The following is a 22,702-nucleotide window of genomic DNA, read 5'->3' as shown; positions in this document are numbered from 1 at the left end:
GATGCGTTTTCGTTATCAGGCCGTTAACCGCCAGGGACAGCGCGTGCGCGGGGTGCTGGAAGCCGACACTGCGCAGCTGGCACGCCAGCGGCTGCGCGAACAGCAGCTGCAGCCGTTGCAGTTGCGTGTACAGCGGGCAGGCCTGAGCCTCCAACGCAGCGCGCTCTCCGCCGGGGAACGCGTGCTGCTGATACGCCAGCTGGCCACGCTGATCGCTGCCGCACTGCCGCTGGAACAGGCGCTGCTGGCCCTGGAAAATCAGACCACCCGCCCTGCGGGCCGCGCCATGCTGCATACCCTGCGCCAGAAGGTGCTGGAGGGGGCGACGCTGGCGTACGCGGTCGCGCTCTACCCCGCCATCTTTCCCCCACTCTATCAGGCGATGATCGCTGCCGGCGAAGCCTCGGGCAAGCTCGATAGCGTGCTGGAGCAGCTGGCAGACTACAGCGAAAAGAGTGCGCAGCTCAAAAGTAAGCTGACTCAGGCACTGATCTATCCCCTGCTGCTGACGCTGGTGGCTATTGGCGTGATCTCTGTGCTGCTGGCCGCCGTGGTTCCTACCGTGGTGGAACAGTTTGTGCACATGAAGCAGGCGCTCCCGCTGTCGACCCGCCTGCTGATGGCGCTCAGCGATCTGGTGCGTCGCACTGGATTTCCACTGCTGGTGCTGCTTCTGCTGGCGGCTGGCGCTGCCCATCTGCTGCTGCGCCAGCCACGACACCGCCTGCGCTGGCATCAGGCGACACTGCGGCTGCCGATAGTGGGACGTATTGTTCTCAATCTCAACCTCGCCCGCTATGCGCGCACCCTCAGCATTCTCAGCAACAGCGCCGTGCCGCTGCTGGAGGGGATGAGCATCGGTGCCACGGTGCTGACCAATCAGTTTATTCGCCAGCAGCTTGAACAGGCCGCCACGCAGGTACGCGAAGGCAGCAGCCTGACGCTGGCGCTTGATCAGACGCAGCTACTGTCACCAATGATGCGTCATATGGTCGCCAGTGGAGAGAGCAGCGGCGAGCTGGACAGCATGCTGGCGCGCTGCGCAGATATGCAGGATAGCGCGTTTCTCAGCCAGATGACGCTGGCGGTCAGCCTGTTCGAACCGCTGCTGGTGGTGGTGATGGCCGCCGTGGTGCTGTTTATCGTGCTGGCGATCCTGCAACCCATTTTACAACTCAACAACCTGGTAGGATAAATCATTATGGAACAAGGCGTTAATCAACAGAGGCAGCGGGGCTTCACCCTGCTCGAAATGATGGTGGTGATCGTGATACTCGGCATTCTTGCCAGCCTGGTGATCCCCAGTCTGATGGGCAATAAAGATCGTGCCGATCGTCAGAAAGCCATCAGCGATATCGTGACGCTGGAAAATGCGCTGGATATGTACCGGCTGGACAACAGCCGCTATCCCAGCAGCGAGCAGGGGCTGAAAGCGCTGGTGAGTAAACCGGCCCTGCCGCCCGTACCGCATAATTACCGCAGCGATGGCTATATTCGCCGCCTGCCGCAGGACCCGTGGGGAAATGATTATCAGTTGGTCAGCCCCGGGAAACAGAGCAGCGTGGATATTTTCTCTGCGGGGGCGGATGGTATCGCCGGCACTGAGGACGATATAACTAACTGGCAGACCGAAAGCGACTGATGCCGCGCCAGAACGGATTTACGCTGCTGGAAATGATGATGGTGCTGCTGCTGTTAAGCATCATTGCCCTGGGAACTATCGCCACCCTGCCTGCGGCCAGCACCAGACCCCAGGCGGAGAAACTGCTGGTGATGATTCGCCAGGCGATCGGCCAGCCGCAGCTCGATGGTGGCGTGATACGGCTTCAGGTGAGCCAGCAGCAGGCCACGCTTTTCCGCCTGGCGGCTGGCCACTCTGAGGGCGAAACGCCGTTTCCTGGACACCACTGGCAGCCACTTGGCACGCGCCTGGGGCAGCTCGACCTGCCTGAGCCCGGGCAGCTGAGTTTAATCGTGGAGGGCAAAATGGTGGCACTGCCAGCATCACTGCTGTTTCTGGCGGACGGCAGTCAACCCGCTTTTACTTTGCGGATTAGCAGCCCTGGGCTGCGCGCCACCCGCATCACCGCGCGCAGCGGTGAGGCTGTGTTATCGGAGTCACCATGAAGCAACGGGGGATGACGCTGCTGGAGGTGATGGTCGCGCTGGCGCTGCTGGCGATTGCCGGTCTGGCACTGATGAAAACCAGCGGTGAGCAGGTACGTAATCTGTCGCGGCTGGAGGAGAAACAGTTCGCTTATCTGGTGGCGGATAATCAACTCGCACAGCTACAGCTGCAGCAGGTCTGGCCGCCGCAAAGCTGGCAGTATGGCAACACGTCGATGGCGCAGCGGCGCTGGTACTGGCGCTGGCGCGGCGTCAGCACCCGTCATGCGCAAATCAGGGCGCTGGAAATTGAGGTGCGTCTCGACCCTTCTCAGCAGGCCGCACTGGCTACGCTGCACGGCTGGCAGGGCAAATCATGATGCGCAGTCAGCAAGGGTTTACCCTGATTGAAATGATGCTGGCGCTGGCAATTTTTGCCGTTCTCAGCCTGACGGGCTATCAGATCCTGCAGGCGGTTATGCGCAGCGACGAACAGATCCGCCAGAACGTCACCAGGCGGGAAGAGATTGGCCGCCTGTTTGCACTGCTCGATCGCGATCTCTCACAGGCAATGATCCCGTCACAGGATGAAAAGCGCTCTCACGCGCACCCGGCATTTATCAGTAATACGCCGGCTGCGCTGCTGCAGTTTACCCGGCGTAACAGTACCCTTCCCGTCAGCATCGCACCACGATCCTCATTACAGAGGGTGCGCTGGCGGCTGGCTGATAGCGGCCTGCTGCGTGAAAATCTTGAGTCGAATGAGATCACAGCCCGCTTTCAGAGGATCGATCGGGTGCAGCTACGCTTCTGGTCGGCGGGGAGCTGGCAGGCTGGCTGGCCCGCAGCGTTTAACCTGCCCGAGGCGATAGAGGTCACGCTGCACACCCCGGATTACGGCCTGCTTTCCACCATCATTCTGCTGAGCGGCGGGCAATAATGCAGCGGCAACAGCGCGGAATGGCGCTGCTGGTGGTTCTGCTAATGATCGCCATGATGACGCTGCTGGCAACCACCAGCAATCAGTATGGCAACCTGGCTGTGGCCCAGGCGGGCAACCGGCAGGCTATGCTGCAGGCGAAATGGGACCTGCTGGGTGCAGAGCAGTGGTTTCTCACCACTCAGCCGCTGCAGCAGCCGTTTAATGCGGTGCGCCAGCAGCAGTTTGGTGAACAGCTGCTGCACTTCAGGCTGCGCGATCGTCAGGCCTGTTTCAATTTGAATGCGCTGCTGATGCAGAGGGTGGCGGAAGACCAGCAGCCTGCTTTACCCTCCCTCGCGCGCCAGCTTTTTCTGCGCATGCTGGGCCAGCTTGGCCTGAAGAAAGAAGAAGCCGACCGCCTGATGCAGCAGCTTATTGCCTCGGTTAAACCCGACCCGCAGGTCAACAAATGGCGGCTGTTTGATGAAGTCAGCCAGCTGAGAACGCTGCCTGCGGTCACCCCCACCCTATGGCAAAAACTGCAGCCGCTGCTGTGCGTGACGCCGGAAACCCGCCTCAACATCAACGTGAATGGCCTGACTGCACGCCAGATGCCGTTATTCAGCGCGCTGTTTGCCGGGCAGCTCTCCTCCACGCAGCTGCAATCGCTGCTTGATGCCCGTCCACCTGAGGGGTGGAAAGACATTCATGCTCTGGTTAGCGGGATAAGCAGCCGGACGCTCGAACCTGCTATCGCCACCCTGCAAAGCGTGGTGGTAACCGAGAGCCGCTACTTTGAACTGCTGATTTGGGGCGATCATCCGACAATTTTTAGTGCATTACGTAGCCGGGTTGAACAGCAGGATGAAAGCTATCGGGTCACTGCCCGGCTTTATGGATTAAGTGAGTGAACGACATGATCACATTTGCACGCAGGCAAAGCGGATTACTTTGTCTTTATTTCAGCGGTGCCGGGCGAAACCAGCGGCACTGGCACTATCGCTCCGCCTCTGGCGAATGCAGCACGGGCGTGGAGGATGCCCCTTGCCCGGCGCTTGAGGGCGACCAGGTGTGGCTTGCGGTCCCCTCGGAACGCTGTCTGTTTTATACCGCCAGCGGCGGCGGCGGCAGGATCTCGCCGCAGGCCCTGCGCTGGCAGCTGGAGGGGTTTGCGCTGGGCGATATCGAAGCCTTGCATATCACCGTGCTGGCAAAAGAGGCCGGGCAGCAGCATCTGGTGGCCATTGACGCAGAGTGGTTACGTACCACGCTGGCGCACATCGCACAAAGTGGCCTCAGGGTAAGTTACGCGCTGCCGGACGTCATGTGCCTGCCACAGGGGCATGCCAGCCAGGCTGGCGAACAGTGGCTGGCACATCATGCGCCCTTTGCTGGCGTCAGCCTGCCCTCTGGCGATGTTGCGCATTTGCAGACGCTTGACCCTACGCTGGCGGGTTTACCCCAGGTGGCGTGGCCAGCGCTGCCCGCTAAACCACCCTGCTTCTCTCTACTGCATGGCGCATTTTCTCCGGCCATCCGCTGGGGTAAAAGCCTGCACTGCCTGGCTGCCGCGCTGCTGCTTTCGCTTGCGGCCCTGCCTGCCGTACCGCTGTGGCAGGGCTGGCAGTTAAACCGCGCCGCCGGGCAGATAAACCAGCAGGCGCTGCAGCGTTACCAGCACTATTTTAACGGACAGTCGCCGACCGATGCGGGCGCAGCATTTCGCCACCAGCTGCAGCGGCTGGAAACCGCCCCTTCCACCTCAGGGCTGTTGTCGCTGATGACGGCATCTCAGGCACTGCTCGCAAATCTGGATACAACTGCCCTGCAGCGGCTGGAATGGGATGCAGCACGCCAGCAGTTGCACTTACACTTCGCCACACCGCTGGCAGCGACAGCCCTGCAGGCTGCACCCGCGGGCATCACTGTCAATCTGCAGGAACGTAATGAGCTGATTATAGGAAGGAAACCATGAAGCAACGCGTACACCATTTCTGGCAGTCTCGACAGCCGCGCGAGCAGGCTCTGCTGCTGCTGTGCCTGGTCGTGGCCTGCGTTACCCTGCTTTACAGCGCCCGGCAGGGTGCCGTTGCGTGGCAGCAGCAGGCGGCAGCACGCCTGCAACAGCAGCAGCGGGCATGGCAGCAGATGCAGCAGCTTGAGGCGCGTATGCAGGCGGTATTACCCGCGCGGCCCGACATTGCCACCCTTAATCAGCTCACCGGCCTGTCGCTGCAGCCGGCGGCAAATGGCGGACTGATTGCCAGTGCCGATTCCGTGGAGTTTAAGCCGCTGATCAATGTGTTGATATCGCTGGAGCAGCAGCAGCGCCTGCAGGCTACCCGCCTGCGGCTGGAACGGCAGGAAACACGGCTGCGCCTGACGCTGCTGGAGCTGAACGATGTTCGCTGATGCCGCTTACTGGCTGCTGCTGGCCGCGCTGGGTCTGACGGTAGGTAGCCTGCTGAATGTCGTCTGCTGGCGACTGCCGCTGATGATCACCGCGCAGGCGCCCGCAGGTTTCAGCCTGTGGCTACCCGCTTCACACTGCCCACAGTGTCAAACGCCGCTGAAGTGGCGCGACAATATTCCGCTCATCAGCTGGTTGCGGTTACAGGGCCGCTGCCGTCATTGCCGGCAGCGGATTGCCGTGCGCTATCCGCTGATGGAGGGGGTCACCCTGCTACTGACGCTGGCGGTCAGCGCCATCTTCCCCTGTGGCCCGCTGCTGCTGGCGGCGCTGCTGCTGAGCTGGCTGCTGCTGCCGCTAATGGTAATTGATGCCGAACATCAGCTACTGCCCGATCTGCTGACGCTGGGATTGCTGTGGCTTGGTCTGCTGGCTAACCTGCTGGCGTGGCTGCCCGCCGTTACGCTCCATGCCAGCGTTGCCGGGGCCATTACGGGCTATGGCGTGCTGGCGCTGCTGGCACATGGCTGGTACTGGCTGCGCGGGAAAGAGGCGTTGGGTTTGGGGGATGCCAAGCTGCTGGCGGCGCTGGGTGCGTGGCTGGGATGGCAACCGTTGCCCCAGCTGCTGCTGCTGGCTTCGATTGGCGGGATTGGCTGGGCGCTGATGGCGCGCCTGCTGTGGCAGCGCCCCCTCAGCGCCGCTTTGCCCTTTGGCCCTTTTCTGGCCGTTGCCGGCTGGTTACTGTGGCTGAGCGGCAACCGCTGACTCTTTTTTCTGAGTAAAGTGAATAAAGGGCGCGCTGGACTGGTTCAGCGCCGCACATTTGTCGGCCAGCGTGGGAGCATCCGCATCCAGCGCGCTCATGCGGCTGGCAACCTGCGCCGCCAGCTGCTGACGAAAGTCTGGCGGCGTCGCCCATCCCCGCTCTGCGGCCAGCAAGAGTGCGCTGGCGGCCAGGCGATCGTCCGCCGCAATATCGCTACGGTTGCAGTTTTGGCGCAGCCAGCTGGCGGAAGCCACAACGGCAGAGAGCTGAGAGAGCTGGCTGGCAACCGGCACGGCTGCCGCAGGCTGGTGATGCTGGCAGGCGCTGAGCGCCAGCGTGCTGAGCAGCAGAGCGGGAAACACTATCTTCATCATTAAGGTCATCTTTTGGGAGACATAAAGAGGGGAAATTATACATCCCCTGTTTCACCTCTCCGTTTTGCTAAGGTCATTTAAGCCGTTTTCAGCCCTGAGCCATTCCCCGCCAGCGGCGTTAACGCTGTTTAAGTTTCAATAAGTAACCCCACCTGCATTTTTTCCCTAGGCTACGAGCACCTGACCTGTGGCAGGTATCCACTTTATATCTGGAATTATGGAATAGAAAATGATGAAACTGAACAAAGTCGCCCTGGCATTATCTTCACTGTTAGTCAGCGGTGGCGCTTTGGCCCACGGTTATGTCACCGAGCCGCCTTCACGCGACCTGCTGTGCCAGAAAGGGGTGAACACCGACTGCGGCAATGCCGCCTACGAGCCGCAGAGCGTGGGTGAGTCTCACAAAGGCTTCCCGGGTGCGGGCACCCCGCCGGATGGCAAACTGGCTAGCGGTAATAACGACAATAGCGAGAGTTTGGCTGCAAGGCTGAATGAGCAGACCAGCGAACGCTGGGCAAAAAATAAGATTCAGGCCGGTGAACATAACTTCTCATGGCACTTTACCGCGGTACATGCCACGCAAAACTGGAAATACTTCATCACCAAGCCAGGCTGGAACCCAAATAAAGTCCTGACGCGCGACTCGTTTGAATTAACGCCATTCTGCGTGCATGACGGTAAAGAGATTGTTCCGCCGAACGATATCACCCACAGCTGTACTATCCCGGAGCGCAGCGGTTACCACGTGATTTACGCTAACTGGGAAGTATCTAACACCGCGAACACCTTCTATAAGATGATCGACGTCGAGTTTGAAGATACCGTCCCTTCCGAGTGGAAAAAAACCATCGGTACCATCTCGCCAAAAGTGGCGCTGAAAGCGGGCGACAGCGTGAAAACCCGCGTATTTGGTCCTGATGAGCGCCCTGAGCTGAGCACCACCCTCACCATTAACAGCGACGCCGAAGGCGATATCAACATCTGGTCAAAAGCACTGGCTGCACGTATCAATGCGCAACAGCCTGACCTGCGCGCCGGCCAGAAAAATAACCAGGGCGAAGTTAACCCGGTTGAGGGGATGAATACCATTTATACCCGCGATGGCAGCGGCCTGACGCGCGTGGAAATTGAGCTGGACACGCACGAAGAAGTTAAACCGGTGATGGAGATCGGCGGGGTAAAAAATCAGTACACCATTACCGATGGCCACGCACCTATTGAGCTGACCGCTACCGTAACCGGTGAGATGGTGATTAACGCCAAGCTGTTCGATAAACATAACACCCTGCTCGGCTTTGGCAGCGAAACGGTGAAAGACGGTAGCGTTAACGTGGCGCTGCAAAATAAGAACCTGAAGCCAGGCAACTACACCCTGACCGTAGTGGGTATCACCCGCGATCAGCAGATGCTGCAGCAGAGCTTCGATCTGACCCTGAGCGAAGCGGCTGGCGGCGGTGATTATCAGTTCACCTACCCGGAAAACATCAAGCAGTACGTAGGCGGCACCAAAGTTCTGCAGCCAAAAGATGGCAAAGTGTATGAGTGTAATAAAGGCCAGACCAGCGGCTGGTGCACCATCTACGCTGCCAGCGCTAACCACTACGAGCCGGGCGTAGGCGGCTACTGGAAAGATGCGTGGAGCGAAGTGGGCACTGCGGCTAAGTCTCATAAGCACTAATACCTGAATCCATGTAGCGGAAAGCAGGTCTTTAATACCCTGACGCCCCCGGCCTGAATGGCCGGGGGCGTTTTTTTATTTCTTCCTGCCGCCGCAATAGCGCGGGGGCAGAGGGGGCGGAGCCCTGCCTCAGTCGCGGCAAAAAAAAAGCCGCAGCGTTATCCGCTGCGGCAATTTTATTCGCTTCACTGGCTGACATCAGGTCGGCATCGCCGCCTCTCGATGTTACCGTGCTGCTGGGTTAAGCCAGACGGCCGTGACACTGCTTATATTTCTTACCGGAACCGCATGGGCACAGGTCATTGCGCCCCACTTTACGCTCGCCAGTCTGCTCAGAGAGTGACTGCGCGGCTTCCGTGTCGGCATCAGCGTGGCTCAGCTGCTGCTGCTGCGCCAGATGTTCAGCTTCCTGACGGCGCTGCTCTTCCATCTGCTCAATCTCTTCCGGCATGCGCACCTGAACCTTGCTCAGGGTGCTAATCACTTCGTATTTCAGTGACTCCAGCATTGCGGCAAACATCGCGAAGGACTCTCGCTTGTACTCCTGCTTCGGATCTTTCTGCGCGTAGCCACGCAAATGGATGCCCTGACGCAGGTAATCCATCGCCGCCAGGTGCTCTTTCCACAGCGAGTCCAGCGTTTGCAGCATCACGCCTTTTTCGAAGTTGCGCATCATTTCCACGCCAACCACTTCTTCTTTGCGCTGATACTGGGCTTTTGCCTCTTCCATGATGCGCTCACGCAGCGTTTCTTCATGCAGATCCGGCTCTTTATCCAGCCACTCGGCAATCGGCAGATTGAGGTCGAAGTCGTTGCTCAGGCGCTCCTGCAGGCCAGCAACATCCCACATCTCTTCCAGAGACTGCGGTGGGATATAGCCATCAATGGTGGCTTTGAACACGTCTTCACGAATGCTGGCGATAGTTTCTGACACGTCAGAGACGTCGAGCAGTTCGTTACGCTGGGTATAGATGGCACGGCGCTGGTCGCTGGCAACGTCATCGTACTCCAGCAGCTGCTTACGGATATCAAAGTTGCGGCTTTCCACTTTGCGCTGGGCGTTAGCAATCGCTTTGGTCACCCACGGGTGCTCAATCGCTTCGCCCGGTTTCATCCCCAGTTTACGCATCATGTTGGTGACGCGGTCCGAGGCGAAAATACGCATCAGGGCATCTTCCATCGACAGGTAGAAACGGGATGAACCGTTATCGCCCTGACGACCTGAACGGCCGCGCAGCTGGTTATCGATACGGCGTGATTCATGGCGTTCCGTACCAATGATATGCAGACCGCCTGACGCCAGCACCGCGTCGTGGCGAACTTTCCACGCGCTCTTGATCGCTTCGATCTGCTCTTCGGTTGGATTTTCAAGCGCCGCAATCTCTGCCTGCCAGCTGCCGCCCAGCACGATGTCGGTACCGCGACCGGCCATGTTGGTGGCGATGGTCACGGCTGAAGGCTGACCCGCCTGCGCCACGATATCCGCTTCGCGGGCGTGGAATTTGGCGTTAAGCACTTCGTGTTTAATGCCCGCTTTGTTTAGCTCATGGGACACCACTTCGGATTTTTCAATCGAAATAGTACCGACCAGCACCGGCTGACCGTTAGCGGTACGCTCGCGGATATCTTCGATGATCGCGCCGATCTTCTCCATTTCGGTCATGTAGACCAGATCCGGCAGATCCTTACGCACCATTGGGCGGTTAGTCGGTACGACAATGGTATCCAGCTTGTAGATTGAACTGAATTCAAACGCTTCGGTATCGGCGGTACCGGTCATCCCGGCCAGTTTGTTATACAGACGGAAGTAGTTCTGGAAGGTAATCGAGGCCAGCGTCTGGTTCTCGTTCTGAATTTCCACACCCTCTTTGGCTTCCACCGCCTGATGCAGGCCGTCAGACCAGCGACGCCCCTGCATGGTACGACCGGTGTGCTCATCAACGATAATCACTTCGCCATCTTTAACGATGTAGTCAACGTCGCGGGTAAACAGCACGTGCGCGCGCAGTGCGGCGGTGACGTGGTGCATCATCATGATGTTGCCCGGCGAGTAGAGGGATTCACCCTCCTGCATAATGCCTTCGCTGACCATCAGCTCTTCAACGGCGACCAGACCACGTTCGGTCAGGTGAACCTGGCGCGCTTTCTCATCAACGGAGAAGTGGCCTTCGCCCTGGAAGGTATCGGAATCCTCTTTCTCCTGACGGATCAGGCGCGGAATGATTTTGTTCACCTGGATGTAAAGTTCAGAGCTGTCTTCCGCCGGGCCGGAGATGATCAGCGGCGTACGCGCTTCATCAATCAGAATGGAGTCAACCTCATCCACCAGCGCATAGTTCAGTTTGCGCTGCACGCGGTCTTCCGGGCTGAAGGCCATGTTGTCGCGCAGGTAGTCAAAACCGTATTCGTTGTTGGTGCCGTAGGTGATATCGGCGGCATAGGCGGCACGCTTGGCCGGAGCCGGCATGCCCGGCAGGTTGATACCAATGCTCAGGCCGAGGAATTCAAACAGCGCACGGTTGTTTTCGGCGTCACGCTGGGCCAGGTAGTCATTCACGGTAACCACGTGGACGCCCTTGCCGCTCAGCGCATTAAGGTAGGCTGGCAGCGTTGCCGTCAGGGTTTTACCTTCACCGGTACGCATCTCGGCGATGCAGCGATCGTTCAGCACCATACCGCCCAGCAGCTGCACGTCAAAGTGGCGCATGCCGAATACGCGTTTACTCGCTTCACGAACGGTGGCGAACGCTTCCGGGATCAGGTTTTCCAGCTCTTCGCCTTTCTCCAGGCGTGCGCGGAACTCAACGGTTTTCGCTTTCAGCTCGTCGTCAGACAGCTTAACGAAATCGGGTTCCATCTTGTTGATCAGGTCTACCGCTTTGCGCATACGACGCAGCGTGCGGTCGTTACTGCTACCAAAAACTTTGGTTAATAATTTGATTAACATAGTAAATAATTCTCTCAGCCACCGCGTTTACGATGGACACTTAACGTTTAATTTTAAACAGATTGGTTGTTATGAATTAAGTGCAGATAGCGGTCCGGCGCGAATGCCGTGAACCTGTGCCAGCCACAGGCCGGTTTGATGGCGGGGAACGGCTTCAACCTGACGTTGGGCCGTCGTGCGAATGATGACCGGCGGTTTCGCTTCATGGGTCAGCAGCGCGTTAAGGGTGTCGAGCAGCGCCAGCTTATGGGCTTCAAGCGGCTGGGTCTCTTCCGCCACCGGGGAAACCGATGGCGTAAGCGTAAATGACAGGTGGCGGATAACCGTGCGGATCGCGTGCTGATGCCAGTAATCTACGCTGAATGAAGGGCGACGCGCACTCTCCAGCAGCGCCAGGCTCTCAAAACGCACCGCCGTGCCAATATTCAGGCTTCGCGACGAGGTTTCTGCTAAGGTAGGGCGATCGTGCGCTGACGCGTGCGGCAGGCCAAGACTCGCCGCGACCATCCCCAACAGGAGATGCGGCCAGAAATAACGTCTGCCAAATTGTCGCCAACGATTAAGAATACCGATCACTGTGTTCCGCCGGAGCTTGCTATGCGCGATAGTCGCCCACAATCAATTGAGAGTTTTTTCGACCATGCTCAGGAGAAGAGCGCGCTGCAAAACGTGCAGCAGCGAGCTATTGCTCTGAACAAACTGAACCGCGCAGTGCAGGGCATTCTTCCTGCCCAACTGCATCCCTGGTGCCGCGTGGCAAACTTTCGTCAGGGCGTTCTGGTGATCGAAACGGCTAATGCTAACTGGCTGATGCGCTTACGCTACGAACAGTCCAGCTTGCTGTCAGCTTTACGTGCGCAAATATTACCATCATTGACGTCAATCGACATCAGGATAAATCCATCGCTGGCGGCAAAAGGCCAGGAATCTGTGCAAGAAAACAGCACTCGAGCGAAAGACGCGGAGAAACCGCCTTTGAGGCAGCTGAGTGAGCATAGCGCGGAGATTTTACGGAGTGTCGCGAGCCAAAGCCCGGAAAAGCTGAAGAAAATATTAGAACGACTGGCCTCACTGGCCGGAGAGGGTACCAGCTCAACCAGTCGTAATAAGTAGGTTCAGGCTTACGCCAGAACCAGATTGGGTGCCTTGAATGTCACCGGGAGTGTTGCTTCGTCTTCAAACGTTGCCCATTCCCATGCTTCCTGCTTAGCCAGAACAGCCTGCAACAGCTTATTGTTCAGGGCATGGCCAGATTTGAATGCGGTAAACGCACCAATGATGTTATGGCCACACATGTACAGGTCACCGATAGCATCGAGCATTTTATGACGCACAAATTCATCTTCGAAACGCAGGCCATCTTCGTTCAATACACGGTAGTCATCTACCACGATTGCGCAGTCAAAGCTGCCGCCGAGGCACAGGCCACGGGACTGCAGTGCTTCGATGTCACGCATGAAGCCGAAAGTACGAGCACGACTGATCTGACGCGCGAAGGCTTCCGCAGAGAATTCCATGCGGTAGCGCTGGGAGCTGGAGTCAATCGCCGGATGGTTAAAATCAATGGTGAAATCCAGTGAGAAACCATTGTACGGCGTAAACTCAGCCCATTTGTCGCCATCTTCAACCCGGACAGGCTGTTTGATGCGCACAAACTTCTTAGCGCTATTCAGCTCTTCAATACCTGCGTCCATCAGCAGATAGATAAAGGGTGCGGCGCTGCCATCCATAATTGGAATTTCAGGCGCGTTCACTTCCACCACAATATTATCAATGCCAAGGCCTGCAAGGGCTGCATTCAGGTGTTCGACTGTCGAAATACGTACGTCATGCTCATTAACCAGGCAAGTACAGAGCATGGTATCACGCACGGATTTGGCATCAGCCGGGAAATCAACCGGTGGATTCAAGTCAGTGCGACGATAGATGACCCCGGTATTAGCCGGCGCAGGGCGTAACGTCAGCGTGACTTTCTTGCCGGTATGTAACCCGACGCCAGTCGTCTGAACAATACGTTTTAATGTCCGTTGTTTGATCATCGCATTATCTCGCAAAAATTAGCCATCCGACCGCCAGTTTACTTCACTGGCGGGCGAACAGTTTAACACAAAGAGCGAAGAATCCCAATTTCTCGGGTTATTCCTAGTCTGCCTGCTTGCGCAGGAAGGCTGGAATGTCCAGATAGTCAGGCTCTTTGTTAGTCTGTGTGCCCGGATCGTTGACCACTTTCGCCGCAGGTTTCTGCTCCTGTGGCAGCGGGGCCATACCGTGCTGCTGGTAACGGTGATCCATCACTGGCTGAGTGGTCTGCTTATTGGTCACCAGCGTAATTTCTGGACGTTTGTCCATGCCGATACCGGTAGCCACCACGGTCACACGCAGTTCGTCGTTCATTTCCGGGTCAAGGGAAGTACCGATAACCACGGTTGCGTTGTCAGAAGCGAAGGCGCGGATGGTGTTACCCACGGTTTCGAACTCATCCAGACGCAGGTCGAAGCCAGCGGTGATGTTAACCAGCACGCCGCGTGCGCCAGACAGGTCGATATCTTCCAACAGTGGGCTGGAGATCGCCATTTCTGCCGCTTCTTCCGCACGGTCTTCGCCACAGGCCACGCCAGAACCCATCATCGCGTAGCCCATTTCGGACATTACGGTGCGCACGTCGGCAAAGTCGACGTTCATCAGTCCCGGACGGGTGATCAGCTCTGCGATACCCTGTACCGCGCCTTTCAGCACGTCATTAGCCGCGCCGAACGCGTCCAGCAGAGAGATACCGCGACCCAGCACCTTCAGCAGCTTGTCGTTTGGAATGGTGATCAGTGAGTCGACGTGCTTAGACAGCTCGGCAATCCCCTGCTCGGCAAAAGCCATGCGCTTTTTGCCTTCAAAGTTAAATGGCTTAGTCACCACTGCAACGGTCAGAATACCGAGGTCTTTGGCCACTTCAGCCACGACTGGCGCAGCGCCCGTACCGGTACCACCGCCCATACCCGCAGCGATAAATACCATGTCTGCACCTTCCAGTGCCTGACGCAGTGCTTCGCGATCTTCTTCGGCGGAGTTACGGCCGACTTCCGGGTTTGCCCCAGCGCCCAGACCTTTAGTAATTCCGTTACCGATCTGAATCGTCTGGCCTACCGCAGTTTTACGCAATGCCTGAGCATCGGTATTCACCGCGAAGAACTCAACGCCTTCGATACGCTCACGCACCATATGCTCTACGGCGTTACCGCCGCCGCCGCCGACGCCGATGACTTTAATCACCGCGTCATTGGTTAATTCCATTGGTTCAAACATAATTTCTCTCCGTTATGTGCCTGTTCGCCTGGAGATCACTAAATAAGTCTAGCATGATCCCCTATGGTAAAAATTAAAACTCTTTTCTCAGCCAGCTGTTGATTTTCTTGAACCAGTTACCCACTGAGGCTCTTTTTTCTACTTCTGCTTCACCGTTAAGGTGAGACTCTTTTCCGTAGTGCAGTAAGCCCACCGCCGTTGAGTAGTAAGGCTCCTGCGCGTAATCCGTTAATCCTGTAATGTTCAGCGGCTGTCCGATACGCACCTGCGTGTGGAAGACACGCTGGGCGCAAGCCGCCAATCCTTCAATCTGTGCCGCGCCGCCGGTCAACACAATTCCGGCCGCGAGGTGATGTTTCACGCCCTGCTGGCGAAGCTGCTCCTGCAGCTGCAGGATTTCGTCATTCACCAGGTTCAGCAGCTCGGTGTAACGCGGTTCAATCACTTCAGCCAGCGTCTGGCGCTGCAGGCTGCGCGGTGGACGCCCACCTACGCTTGGCACTTCGACGTTTTCGTCTTTGCCAACAATCGAACCCAGCGCACAACCGTGACGCACTTTGATCGCTTCCGCGTCGGTTGGCGGAGTGCCGAAGGCGTAAGCGATATCGCTGGTCACCACGTTGCCCGCGTACGGGATAACCTTGGTGTGGCGCAGTGCGCCGCCGGTGTAAACCGCGATATCCATGGTACCGCCGCCGACATCGACTACGCAGACGCCCAGCTCGCGCTCATCTTCGGTCAGCACGGCAAAGCTCGATGCCAGACCGGCGAAAATCAGTTGGTCAACTTTCAGGCCGCAACGTTCAACCGCTTTGACGATGTTTTTCGCCATATCGTTGTGGCAGGTGATCAGGTGCACTTTCGCCTGCATGCGCACGCCCGATAATCCGACCGGGTTTTTGATCCCTTCCTGATAGTCGATCGCATATTCTTGCGGAATAACATGGAGGATGCGGTGTTCATCGCGAACACGGACGGATTTAGCGGTATGTACCACATTCTCCACATCTTCCTGCGTCACTTCCTCTTCGGAAATAGGAACCATCCCTATTTCGTTCTGGCAGCTGATATGTTTGCCCGATAATGCAAGGTAAACCGACGAAATCTGACAGTCCGCCATCAGTTCGGCCTGATCGATAGCGCGCTGAACGCATTTCACTACCGACTCCAGGTCGTTAACGCCGCCTTTATCCATCCCGCGAGACGGGCAGCTGCCCACCCCGATAATATTAACCATGCCATCAGGCAGAACTTCCCCTACCAGGGCGGCAACCTTCGCGGTGCCTATCTCGAGTCCAACTACCAGTTTTCTGTCCGTCGACTTGATCATTGTTGTTTAGCCTGTGCCTGATTCTGTTGCTGTTGCTGATTACTGTCAGCGGCCGCCATCGGCGCCGGTGCCCATCCTACTGCCGCGCCAGAGTCGTAACGCAGGTCTACGTAGCTGATACGTTTGTTCTCCGCCTGGCCCTGACGTTGCAGGGTAGGCAGTAACTCGATGAAACGCTGCAGACGTTTCATATCCTCGTTACGCCCTAACTCCAGAACGGGTGTCATCTTCTAACACCAGCTGCCATGAACGCCTTGCGGTCATGGACGCCGCCTTCAATTTCAATTTGCTGGCCGCCAGCGCGTTACTCATCTGGTGGTAGCCGGCTAACACTTCAGATTCGCTGCCTTCCGGGCCATACAGCATCGGCATATTTTCTTTACCGAGATGACTGGCCGGGACGCTGAACGATTTGCCTTCTGCATCAACCATATGCACATCATTCCAGCGTGCAACCGGAACGTACTCAACCAGATGAATCTTTAATTCGTCCGGCCACTGCTTGCGCACGCTCACCTGCTGGATCCACGGCAAGCGCTCAATCTGCTGCTGAATAACATCCACATCCTGCGACATAAAAGTGCCAGGTTCGCCAAGCGACAAAATCGCCTGGCGGATGTCATCATTGGTGGTGTAGTGCGTCTGCCCGGTCACTACCAGCTTTGACAGCGGCAGCTGCGAGGCATCGTTCATCCATTTCAGCACCACAAACCCACCGGCCAGCATCACGCCCAGTACCATCGCCAGAAAGATCATCCCGGCAAGGCGTGAACCGTTACTGCGCCCGGTGCGCGCTTTTTCCTGCGCTTCGCGGTTACGGACATTCAGAGCAGCCTGGGACATATCAGTCCGCCAGCTCCAGAATGCGCGCCACCAGCTGCGAGAAGGTCATCCCGGCCTGTTTTGCCGCCATTGGCACCAGGCTATGGCTGGTCATACCCGGTGACGTGTTGACTTCCAGCAGATAGAAACGGCCATCACCGCCCATCATCACGTCTACGCGGCCCCAGCCGCTGCAACCCAGCGCGCGCCAGGCGGCGAGGGTCAGTTCGCTCAGTTCCGCTTCCTGTTCGGCACTCAATCCTGACGGGCAGAAGTATTGAGTATCGTCAGAAATGTATTTAGCTTCATAGTCATAGAACTCGCTGGCGGTTTTTATTCTGATTGACGGCAGAATTTGATCGCCAATCACGCCAACGGTGTACTCAGGGCCGCTTAAAAAGGCTTCCACCAGCACTTCATCGTCGTGGCGGAAGGCTTCATCCAGCGCAGCAGGGAACTGATACGCCTCGTTCACCCGCGAGATCCCCACGCTTGAACCTTCACGGCTCGGCTTGACGAACAGCGGCAGGCCAAGGGCATCAATGCTGGCCAGCTCATCCGCCGTCAGGCCTTCATCCATCTGGGCGCGCGTCAGCGCGACAAATGGCGCCACCGGCAGCCCACAGCCCTGCCACAGATACTTACTGCGCAGTTTGTCCATCGTGATGGCCGAGGCCATTACGCCGCTGCCGGTGTAAGGGATCTGCAGAAATTCCAGCACGCCCTGTAAGGTGCCATCTTCACCGCCGCGACCGTGCAGGGCAATAAAGGCTTTGGCAAACCCTTCCTCTTTCAGTCGCATCACCGGGAAATCACGGATGTCGACCGGATGTGCATCAATGCCTGCATCCTGCAGGCCTTGCAGAACGGCAGCGCCCGATAACAGCGATACGTCACGTTCTGCGGAGGTTCCACCCAGCAATACCGCTACTTTCTCAGCCATGATGTTCCTCTTTAATCGTCTGCGGTTGTAACTTAAGCTCAGCCAGCGTGCGGGCGATACGGCCAACGTTGCCGGCGCCCTGCACTAAAATAAGGTCGTTACCGGTCAGCTTCGGTAACAGCATTTCCAGCACGGCATCATGGTCAGACACCAGAATCGGGTCGACTTTGCCACGACCACGAATGGTGCGGCACAGAGAGCGGCTGTCGGCGCCGGGGATCGGTGCCTCACCGGCGGCGTAAACATCCAGCATCAGCAGCACATCGACCTGTGACAGCACGTTGGCAAAATCGTCATACAGATCGCGGGTGCGCGTGTAGCGGTGTGGCTGGAAGATCATCACCAGATTTTTATCCGGCCAGCCGGCACGCGCGGCTTTAATCGTCACGTCAACTTCGGTCGGATGATGGCCGTAATCGTCCACCAGCATCGCGCTGCCTGCCTGGCCGTTCACTTCTGCCAGCGGATATTCACCCAAGAAGTCGAAGCGGCGCCCGGTGCCCTGGAAACTCAGTAGCGCGCTGAGGATTTCATCATCCTCAATGCCCTCTTCCGTCGCCACGGCAACCGCAGCGGCGGCGTTAAGCGCGTTATGGCGACCCGGGGCGTTCAATGTTACGTGCATCAGCGGTTTGTCGTGGCGTACCAGGGTAAAGAAGCCCTGTGCGCCGCGCTGTTGGTAATTTTCCACCCGCACATCGGCGTCATCGCTAAAGCCATAGGTGGTGATCTGGCGCCCGACGCGCGGGATCAAATCGCGGATCACCGCGTCATCCACGCACATCACCGCACGGCCATAAAACGGCAGGTTGTGCAGGAAGTTGATAAACGTCTGCTTCAGATTTTCGAAGTCGCCCTGGTAGGTATCCATGTGGTCGGCTTCGATATTGGTGACAATCGCCACCATCGGCTGCAGATGCAGGAATGAGGCATCGCTCTCGTCCGCTTCCGCAATCAGGTAACGGCTGCTGCCAAGGCGCGCGTGGGTTCCCGCCGCTTTCACCAGCCCACCGTTAACGAAAGTCGGGTCGAGGCCGCCTTCCGCATAAATGCTTGAGACCATCGCCGTGGTGGTGGTTTTGCCGTGCGTACCGGCGACGGCAATACCGTGGCGGAAGCGCATCAGTTCAGCCAGCATCTCTGCACGGCGGATCACCGGGATACGCGCTTCGCGTGCGGCAACCACTTCAGGGTTGTCCTGCGAGACAGCGGTAGAGACCACCACCACGCTGGCATCGCTGACGTTCTCCGGGCGATGGTTAAAATAGATCGTTGCGCCCAACGCGCTCAGATGCTGAGTCACCGCATTCGGCGCCAGGTCTGAACCGCTGATTTCATAGCCTTCATTCGCTAACACTTCGGCAATACCGCCCATGCCGGCACCACCGATGCCAACAAAGTGGATGTGCCGGACGCGACGCATCTCGGGCACGATAGAACGCAGTTTTGCCAGTTGCTGTGTATTCATCTGTTACCTGTGTTGCTGCGGGTCAGACCTGCCTGCCCCTACAAAAATCATTTGGCCGCTTTACTGACTTCAGCTGCGACACGTTCGGTTGCATCCGGGATCGCCACCGCGCGGGCTTTTTCTGCCATCTTCAGCAGCGTTGCGCGATCCCATCCTGCCAGCGTTGCCGCCACCACCTCACTGGTGAACTGCGGCTGCTCGTAAATTTTGGCGGCACCGGCCTGCTCCAGCGGCAGGGCATTCCAGTACTGCTGACGATCTTTATGCTGAAACGGCACAAATATCGCCGGTAATCCTGCCGCAGCCACTTCGCTGACGGTCAGCGCGCCGGAACGGCACACCACCACATCAGCCCAGGCGTAGGCGGCGGCCATATCGTCGATGAACTCGGACACCTTATGCTGCGTCTGGTTCACCTGAATGTAAGCCTGATTCACTTCGTCCAGCGCGCCTTTGCCCACCTGGTGCCACAGCGTAATGCTGTCACCCAGCCTGGCCGCTACCTGCGGCATGGTCTGGTTCAGTACGCGGGCGCCCTGACTGCCACCGATCACCAGCACGCGCGTCGGGCCTTCACGCCCGGCTAAGCGTACCGCCGGCAGAGGCAGTGCCAACACGTCGGTTCGCACCGGGTTCCCCACCACTTCCGCCTTAGGGAAGGCACCTGGGAAGGCCTGCATCACTTTGCTGGCAATCTTCGCCAGCCATTTGTTAGTCAGACCCGCAATACCGTTCTGCTCATGCAGCACCACCGGAATACCGCAGCTCCACGCGGCCAGACCGCCGGGGCCGGAAACGTAACCGCCCATTCCCAGAACCACATCTGGCTGCCAGGCTTTCATAATCGCCCGCGCCTGACGCCAGGCGTTGAAGATGCGCAGTGGCGCCGCCAGTAATGCTTTGATGCCTTTGCCACGCAGTCCGCTGATGCGAATAAAATCAATTTCGATGCCGTGCTTCGGCACCAGGTCCGCTTCCATACGGTCAGCGGTTCCGAGCCAGCGTACCTGCCAGCCCTGCGCCATCAGATGGTGTGCCACCGCCAGCCCGGGGAAAACATGCCCACCGGTTCCGCCAGCCATCACCATCAGTCGCTTTCCAGTCATCAACTACCCTCTGGTGAACGCCTGGGCTTTCGCCAGACGCGTTTCATAATCTATGCGTAACAGGAACACGATGGCGGTCGACATAATAATCAGACTCGAACCACCGTAACTGATCAGCGGCAGCGTCAGACCTTTGGTCGGTAACATGCCCGCTGCGGCCCCGACGTTAACCAGTGCCTGGAAGCTAAACCAGACGCCAATTGAACAGGCGAGGAAGCCGGAAAAGCGCTGATCGATCTCTAAAGCTTTTCGCCCGATGGACATCGCGCGAAAAGCGACGAAGAATACCATTAACAGGGCTAAAACCACACCGATATAACCCAGTTCTTCTCCGATAATCGAGAAGATAAAGTCGGTGTGCGCTTCCGGTAAATATTCCAGTTTTTGCACGGAGTTACCTAAGCCCTGGCCCCAGAATTCCCCACGGCCAAACGCCATCAGGGACTGGGTCAGCTGGTAGCCACTGCCAAACGGATCTTCCCACGGGTTCCAGAAGGAGGTGACGCGGCGCATACGATAGGGTTCGGCCACAATCAGCAGGCAGACGGCGAAAATCCCGGAGCCGATAATCGCAAGGAACTGCCACAGTTTTGCCCCGGCAAGGAACAGCATCGCCAGCGTGGTGACAAACAGCACTACCACCGTACCGAGGTCCGGCTGCGCCAGCAGCAGTACCGCCAGCACCACCATCACGCCCATCGGCTTGCAGAATCCCCAAAAGTTGTTACGAACCTCTTCGACCTTACGCACCAGATAGCTGGCGAGATAGCAGAACAGCGACAGTTTTGACAGCTCGGCAGGCTGGATACGCAACGGGCCGAGGGCGATCCAGCGCGATGCCCCGTTAACCGAGCTACCCACCACCAGCACCACCAGCAGCATGGCAACGGTGCCCAGCAGCATGATATTGCTGTAGCGCTGCCAGAAATCCATCGGCACGCGCAGGGTCACCAGCGCCATCCCCATTGCCAGCAGGATGTAAAACGCATCGCGCTTGGCAAAGTAGAACGGGTCATCGTTAAGACGCTGGCCAACCGGCATCGACGCCGATGTCACCATCACAAAACCTATAATCGCCAGGCCAAACGTCAGCCATAGCAGGGTGCGGTCATACAGCACCATCGAGTTGGTATCGCTTTCGCGCGACCCCATGACCCAGTTTCTCAGCAGGTCAGAAATACCGCTGGCAAGGCTCAGACCAGGAACGCGCATCAGTCAGCCTCCCGCGCCAGTTGGGCAAACACGTCGCCGCGCTGCTCAAAGTTTTTAAACTGATCGAGGCTGGCGCAGGCCGGAGACAGCAGCACCAGATCGCCAGGCTGCAGTACGGTTTTAATCTGCTGCACCGCTTCAGCCAGGGTTTCCGTCTGCACGGCAATTTCCGGGCGCAGCTCAGCCAGCTCCGCACCGTCACGACCAAAGCACCAGATGCGGATTCGCTCCCCCTGCAGGTAGGGTGCCAGCGCGCTGAAGTCGGCGGATTTACCGTCACCGCCGAGCAGCAGATGCAGCGTTCCCTTTACCTGTAACCCCTTCAGCGCCGCTTCGGTGCTGCCGACGTTGGTGGCTTTGGAATCATTTATCCAGCGCACGCCGTTGCGCTCATGCACCAGCTGGAAACGGTGCGGCAGACCGGCGAAGGTGGTTAACGCTTTCAGGCTGCTGGCACGCGGCAGGGCGACGGCGTCCGCCAGCGCCAGCGCGGCCAGCGCGTTGGTGTAATTGTGCTTACCGACCAGATGCATCTCATCGGTGTTCAGCACTTTCTCGCCTTTCACCCGCAGCCAGATACTGCCCTGCTGGTGATTGAGATGATAATCGCCGACGTCGGCGCCAAAACTGACGCAGCGCGTGTCGGCACCACGCACCGGCATGGTCATCGCATCATCGGCATTGACCACGCAGACGGCGGCATTCTCATAAATGCGCAGCTTGGCCGCACGGTACTGCTGCATCCCCAGCGGATAGCGATCCATATGATCTTCTGTCACGTTAAGGATGGTGGCAGCGGCGGCGCGCAGGCTGGTGGTGGTTTCCAGCTGGAAGCTGGAGAGTTCCAGCACGTAAAGCTGCGCCGGTTGCGCCAGCAGCATCAGTGCTGGCAGGCCGATATTGCCGCCCACGCCAACCTGCCAGCCTGCGGCTTTCGCCATCTCGCCCACCAGCGTGGTGACGGTGCTTTTGCCGTTAGAGCCGGTGATCGCCACGATGGGCGCCTGCGCTTCGCGGCAGAACAGCTCGATATCGCCGACGATCTCTACTCCGGCATCCGCCGCCGCCATCAGCGACGGATGAGCCAGCGCCATTCCCGGGCTGGCCACGATCAGGTCGGCAGCCAGCAGCCAGTCTTCGTTTAACGAACCTAACCAGCGCTCAACCTCTTTTGGCAGCTTTTCCAGCCCCGGCGGCACGACACGGGTATCCATCACGCGCGGCGTCACGCCACGTGCGACAAAGAAATCAACACAGGAGAGGCCGGTCAGCCCCAACCCGATGATGACGACTTTTTTACCCTGATAGTCAGCCATGA

Annotated in this window: 22 protein-coding genes and 1 pseudogene; 11 read left to right on the top strand and 12 right to left on the bottom strand. The window is 58.1% G+C overall.

Annotated elements, in window-relative coordinates; all coding sequences use genetic code 11:
* The first annotated feature begins 1 nt into the window (after position 1).
* Genes gspF through ACLI4M_RS13775 form a run of 9 tightly spaced genes read left to right on the top strand, consistent with a single transcriptional unit; the run spans position 2 to position 6,206 of the window.
* Positions 2-1,195 (top strand): type II secretion system inner membrane protein GspF, encoded by a 1,194-nt coding sequence (gene gspF / locus ACLI4M_RS13815; RefSeq protein ID WP_133624511.1) that lies wholly within the window; start codon positions 2-4, stop codon positions 1,193-1,195.
* 6 nt (positions 1,196-1,201) lie between these two features.
* Positions 1,202-1,642, top strand: coding sequence for a type II secretion system major pseudopilin GspG (gene gspG / locus ACLI4M_RS13810; RefSeq protein WP_133624513.1), 441 nt, complete (start codon positions 1,202-1,204; stop codon positions 1,640-1,642).
* Entirely contained in the window at positions 1,642-2,127 is a 486-nt protein-coding gene (locus tag ACLI4M_RS13805) for a prepilin-type N-terminal cleavage/methylation domain-containing protein (protein ID WP_133624514.1), read from the top strand. Before gspG ends, ACLI4M_RS13805 begins: the two co-directional genes overlap by 1 nt.
* Positions 2,124-2,486: a type II secretion system minor pseudopilin GspI gene (gene gspI / locus ACLI4M_RS13800; RefSeq protein ID WP_048914898.1), complete on the top strand. Its 363-nt coding sequence runs from the start codon at positions 2,124-2,126 to the stop codon at positions 2,484-2,486. Before ACLI4M_RS13805 ends, gspI begins: the two co-directional genes overlap by 4 nt.
* Positions 2,483-3,046 (top strand): type II secretion system minor pseudopilin GspJ, encoded by a 564-nt coding sequence (gspJ, locus tag ACLI4M_RS13795; RefSeq protein ID WP_253538454.1) that lies wholly within the window; start codon positions 2,483-2,485, stop codon positions 3,044-3,046. The genes gspI and gspJ overlap by 4 nt, the downstream gene beginning before the upstream one ends.
* Positions 3,046-3,939: a type II secretion system minor pseudopilin GspK gene (gene gspK / locus ACLI4M_RS13790; RefSeq protein ID WP_133624516.1), complete on the top strand. Its 894-nt coding sequence runs from the start codon at positions 3,046-3,048 to the stop codon at positions 3,937-3,939. Before gspJ ends, gspK begins: the two co-directional genes overlap by 1 nt.
* A 5-nt stretch (positions 3,940-3,944) precedes the next feature.
* Positions 3,945-5,003 carry a type II secretion system protein GspL gene (gspL, locus tag ACLI4M_RS13785; RefSeq protein WP_133624518.1) on the top strand — a complete coding sequence of 353 codons (1,059 nt, stop codon included), beginning with the start codon at positions 3,945-3,947 and terminating at the stop codon, positions 5,001-5,003.
* Complete coding sequence (gspM, locus tag ACLI4M_RS13780; RefSeq protein WP_133624520.1) at positions 5,000-5,440, top strand: type II secretion system protein GspM; 441 nt, start codon at positions 5,000-5,002, stop codon at positions 5,438-5,440. Before gspL ends, gspM begins: the two co-directional genes overlap by 4 nt.
* Positions 5,430-6,206: a prepilin peptidase gene (locus ACLI4M_RS13775; RefSeq protein WP_048914894.1), complete on the top strand. Its 777-nt coding sequence runs from the start codon at positions 5,430-5,432 to the stop codon at positions 6,204-6,206. Before gspM ends, ACLI4M_RS13775 begins: the two co-directional genes overlap by 11 nt.
* On the opposite strand, the gene gspS is transcribed toward ACLI4M_RS13775, so the two are convergent.
* Entirely contained in the window at positions 6,180-6,581 is a 402-nt protein-coding gene (gene gspS / locus ACLI4M_RS13770; protein WP_253538450.1) for a type II secretion system pilot lipoprotein GspS, read from the bottom strand. The genes ACLI4M_RS13775 and gspS overlap by 27 nt on opposite strands.
* A gap of 229 nt (positions 6,582-6,810) precedes the next feature.
* Here gspS and gbpA point away from each other — a divergent pair, with 229 nt between their 5' ends.
* Positions 6,811-8,259, top strand: a complete 1,449-nt coding sequence (gene gbpA / locus ACLI4M_RS13765) for an N-acetylglucosamine-binding protein GbpA (protein ID WP_133624524.1) — start codon at positions 6,811-6,813, stop codon at positions 8,257-8,259.
* A gap of 241 nt (positions 8,260-8,500) precedes the next feature.
* Here gbpA and secA read toward each other — a convergent pair whose 3' ends face one another.
* Entirely contained in the window at positions 8,501-11,206 is a 2,706-nt protein-coding gene (secA, locus tag ACLI4M_RS13760) for a preprotein translocase subunit SecA (RefSeq protein ID WP_133624526.1), read from the bottom strand.
* Positions 11,207-11,275: 69 nt separating this feature from the next.
* Positions 11,276-11,782 (bottom strand): secA translation cis-regulator SecM, encoded by a 507-nt coding sequence (gene secM / locus ACLI4M_RS13755; protein ID WP_048914889.1) that lies wholly within the window; start codon positions 11,780-11,782, stop codon positions 11,276-11,278.
* A 21-nt stretch (positions 11,783-11,803) separates the two neighbouring features.
* On the opposite strand from secM, the gene ACLI4M_RS13750 reads away from it, so the two are divergent.
* Positions 11,804-12,319 (top strand): DUF721 domain-containing protein, encoded by a 516-nt coding sequence (locus ACLI4M_RS13750; RefSeq protein ID WP_133624528.1) that lies wholly within the window; start codon positions 11,804-11,806, stop codon positions 12,317-12,319.
* Positions 12,320-12,327: 8 nt separating this feature from the next.
* Here the strand turns inward: ACLI4M_RS13750 and lpxC are convergent, their stop codons facing one another.
* The 9 genes and pseudogenes from lpxC to murD form a co-directional block, all read right to left on the bottom strand.
* Positions 12,328-13,245: a UDP-3-O-acyl-N-acetylglucosamine deacetylase gene (gene lpxC / locus ACLI4M_RS13745; RefSeq protein WP_048914887.1), complete on the bottom strand. Its 918-nt coding sequence runs from the start codon at positions 13,243-13,245 to the stop codon at positions 12,328-12,330.
* A gap of 103 nt (positions 13,246-13,348) precedes the next feature.
* On the bottom strand, positions 13,349-14,503 hold the full coding sequence (gene ftsZ, locus ACLI4M_RS13740) for a cell division protein FtsZ (protein ID WP_048914886.1): 1,155 nt from the start codon (positions 14,501-14,503) through the stop codon (positions 13,349-13,351).
* Between the two features lie 73 nt (positions 14,504-14,576).
* Entirely contained in the window at positions 14,577-15,833 is a 1,257-nt protein-coding gene (ftsA, locus tag ACLI4M_RS13735) for a cell division protein FtsA (protein WP_048914885.1), read from the bottom strand.
* A pseudogene (gene ftsQ, locus ACLI4M_RS13730) lies at positions 15,830-16,676 on the bottom strand (cell division protein FtsQ). Before ftsQ ends, ftsA begins: the two are co-directional and overlap by 4 nt.
* Position 16,677: 1 nt before the next feature.
* A complete protein-coding gene (locus ACLI4M_RS13725; RefSeq protein ID WP_048914883.1) occupies positions 16,678-17,598 on the bottom strand; it encodes a D-alanine--D-alanine ligase in 921 nt (306 codons plus the stop codon).
* The gene (gene murC, locus ACLI4M_RS13720; RefSeq protein WP_133624530.1) at positions 17,591-19,066 is read right to left on the bottom strand and encodes a UDP-N-acetylmuramate--L-alanine ligase; all 1,476 of its coding nucleotides are present in this window, start codon (positions 19,064-19,066) and stop codon (positions 17,591-17,593) included. The genes ACLI4M_RS13725 and murC overlap by 8 nt, the downstream gene beginning before the upstream one ends.
* Before the next feature lie 47 nt (positions 19,067-19,113).
* Positions 19,114-20,172, bottom strand: coding sequence for an undecaprenyldiphospho-muramoylpentapeptide beta-N-acetylglucosaminyltransferase (gene murG / locus ACLI4M_RS13715; RefSeq protein WP_048914881.1), 1,059 nt, complete (start codon positions 20,170-20,172; stop codon positions 19,114-19,116).
* A 3-nt stretch (positions 20,173-20,175) separates the two neighbouring features.
* Positions 20,176-21,384 carry a cell division protein FtsW gene (ftsW, locus tag ACLI4M_RS13710; protein ID WP_048914880.1) on the bottom strand — a complete coding sequence of 403 codons (1,209 nt, stop codon included), beginning with the start codon at positions 21,382-21,384 and terminating at the stop codon, positions 20,176-20,178.
* Positions 21,384-22,700, bottom strand: a complete 1,317-nt coding sequence (gene murD / locus ACLI4M_RS13705) for a UDP-N-acetylmuramoyl-L-alanine--D-glutamate ligase (RefSeq protein ID WP_133624532.1) — start codon at positions 22,698-22,700, stop codon at positions 21,384-21,386. The genes ftsW and murD overlap by 1 nt, the downstream gene beginning before the upstream one ends.
* Between the last annotated feature and the right edge of the window lie 2 nt (positions 22,701-22,702).

Source organism: Erwinia sp. LJJL01, assembly GCF_047300805.2.
GTDB lineage: Bacteria > Pseudomonadota > Gammaproteobacteria > Enterobacterales > Enterobacteriaceae > Erwinia > Erwinia aphidicola.
The sequence above is the reverse complement of the archived record's forward strand: the minus strand, read 5'-3'. Positions and strand labels throughout refer to the sequence as shown.

Bases quoted from the DNA above. Each gene is read 5' to 3' on its own strand.
- murD (WP_133624532.1), bottom strand. From the start codon at position 22,700: ATGGCTGACTATCAGGGTAAAAAAGTCGTCATCATCGGGTTGGGGCTG.
- lpxC (WP_048914887.1), bottom strand. From the start codon at position 13,245: ATGATCAAACAACGGACATTAAAACGTATTGTTCAGACGACTGGCGTC.
- gspF (WP_133624511.1), top strand. From the start codon at position 2: ATGCGTTTTCGTTATCAGGCCGTTAACCGCCAGGGACAGCGCGTGCGC.
- gspL (WP_133624518.1), top strand. From the start codon at position 3,945: ATGATCACATTTGCACGCAGGCAAAGCGGATTACTTTGTCTTTATTTC.
- ACLI4M_RS13805 (WP_133624514.1), top strand. From the start codon at position 1,642: ATGCCGCGCCAGAACGGATTTACGCTGCTGGAAATGATGATGGTGCTG.
- ACLI4M_RS13750 (WP_133624528.1), top strand. From the start codon at position 11,804: ATGCGCGATAGTCGCCCACAATCAATTGAGAGTTTTTTCGACCATGCT.
- murG (WP_048914881.1), bottom strand. From the start codon at position 20,172: ATGACTGGAAAGCGACTGATGGTGATGGCTGGCGGAACCGGTGGGCAT.
- ftsZ (WP_048914886.1), bottom strand. From the start codon at position 14,503: ATGTTTGAACCAATGGAATTAACCAATGACGCGGTGATTAAAGTCATC.
- ftsW (WP_048914880.1), bottom strand. From the start codon at position 21,384: ATGCGCGTTCCTGGTCTGAGCCTTGCCAGCGGTATTTCTGACCTGCTG.
- murC (WP_133624530.1), bottom strand. From the start codon at position 19,066: ATGAATACACAGCAACTGGCAAAACTGCGTTCTATCGTGCCCGAGATG.
- secA (WP_133624526.1), bottom strand. From the start codon at position 11,206: ATGTTAATCAAATTATTAACCAAAGTTTTTGGTAGCAGTAACGACCGC.
- gbpA (WP_133624524.1), top strand. From the start codon at position 6,811: ATGATGAAACTGAACAAAGTCGCCCTGGCATTATCTTCACTGTTAGTC.
- ftsA (WP_048914885.1), bottom strand. From the start codon at position 15,833: ATGATCAAGTCGACGGACAGAAAACTGGTAGTTGGACTCGAGATAGGC.
- gspM (WP_133624520.1), top strand. From the start codon at position 5,000: ATGAAGCAACGCGTACACCATTTCTGGCAGTCTCGACAGCCGCGCGAG.
- gspK (WP_133624516.1), top strand. From the start codon at position 3,046: ATGCAGCGGCAACAGCGCGGAATGGCGCTGCTGGTGGTTCTGCTAATG.
- gspJ (WP_253538454.1), top strand. From the start codon at position 2,483: ATGATGCGCAGTCAGCAAGGGTTTACCCTGATTGAAATGATGCTGGCG.
- gspG (WP_133624513.1), top strand. From the start codon at position 1,202: ATGGAACAAGGCGTTAATCAACAGAGGCAGCGGGGCTTCACCCTGCTC.
- gspS (WP_253538450.1), bottom strand. From the start codon at position 6,581: ATGATGAAGATAGTGTTTCCCGCTCTGCTGCTCAGCACGCTGGCGCTC.
- ACLI4M_RS13725 (WP_048914883.1), bottom strand. From the start codon at position 17,598: ATGGCTGAGAAAGTAGCGGTATTGCTGGGTGGAACCTCCGCAGAACGT.
- gspI (WP_048914898.1), top strand. From the start codon at position 2,124: ATGAAGCAACGGGGGATGACGCTGCTGGAGGTGATGGTCGCGCTGGCG.
- ACLI4M_RS13775 (WP_048914894.1), top strand. From the start codon at position 5,430: ATGTTCGCTGATGCCGCTTACTGGCTGCTGCTGGCCGCGCTGGGTCTG.